Source organism: Pseudoalteromonas aliena (genome assembly GCF_038155085.1).
Classification (GTDB): domain Bacteria; phylum Pseudomonadota; class Gammaproteobacteria; order Enterobacterales; family Alteromonadaceae; genus Pseudoalteromonas; species Pseudoalteromonas aliena_A.
Map to the genome: position 1 here is coordinate 1 of NZ_JBAKAU010000278.1, position 210 is coordinate 210.

General features: G+C 39.5%; 1 pseudogene. It reads right to left on the reverse strand.

From position 1 onward, the window contains the following. Positions 1-210 (reverse strand): annotated as a pseudogene (locus V6260_RS19385) (SLC13 family permease); the annotation flags it as partial.

Genomic DNA, 210 nt, shown 5'->3' on the forward strand with positions numbered 1-210 from the left:
CTGCTCTCTAAAGCTGGCTTCTTTTACGGAGTTGCCTATATATTTTGAAGACTGACTTACAAGTACTTCTACTAAGTGTTCTATGTCTTTTTGATGATTCTCGTGTACTACTTTTATACCGTCGAAACGGGTAAGTAATGGCACCGATTTTATGTCACCTAGTAACAGCATCACGTCATCTTTTTGAATAATTTGCTGCGGGGTGACTGC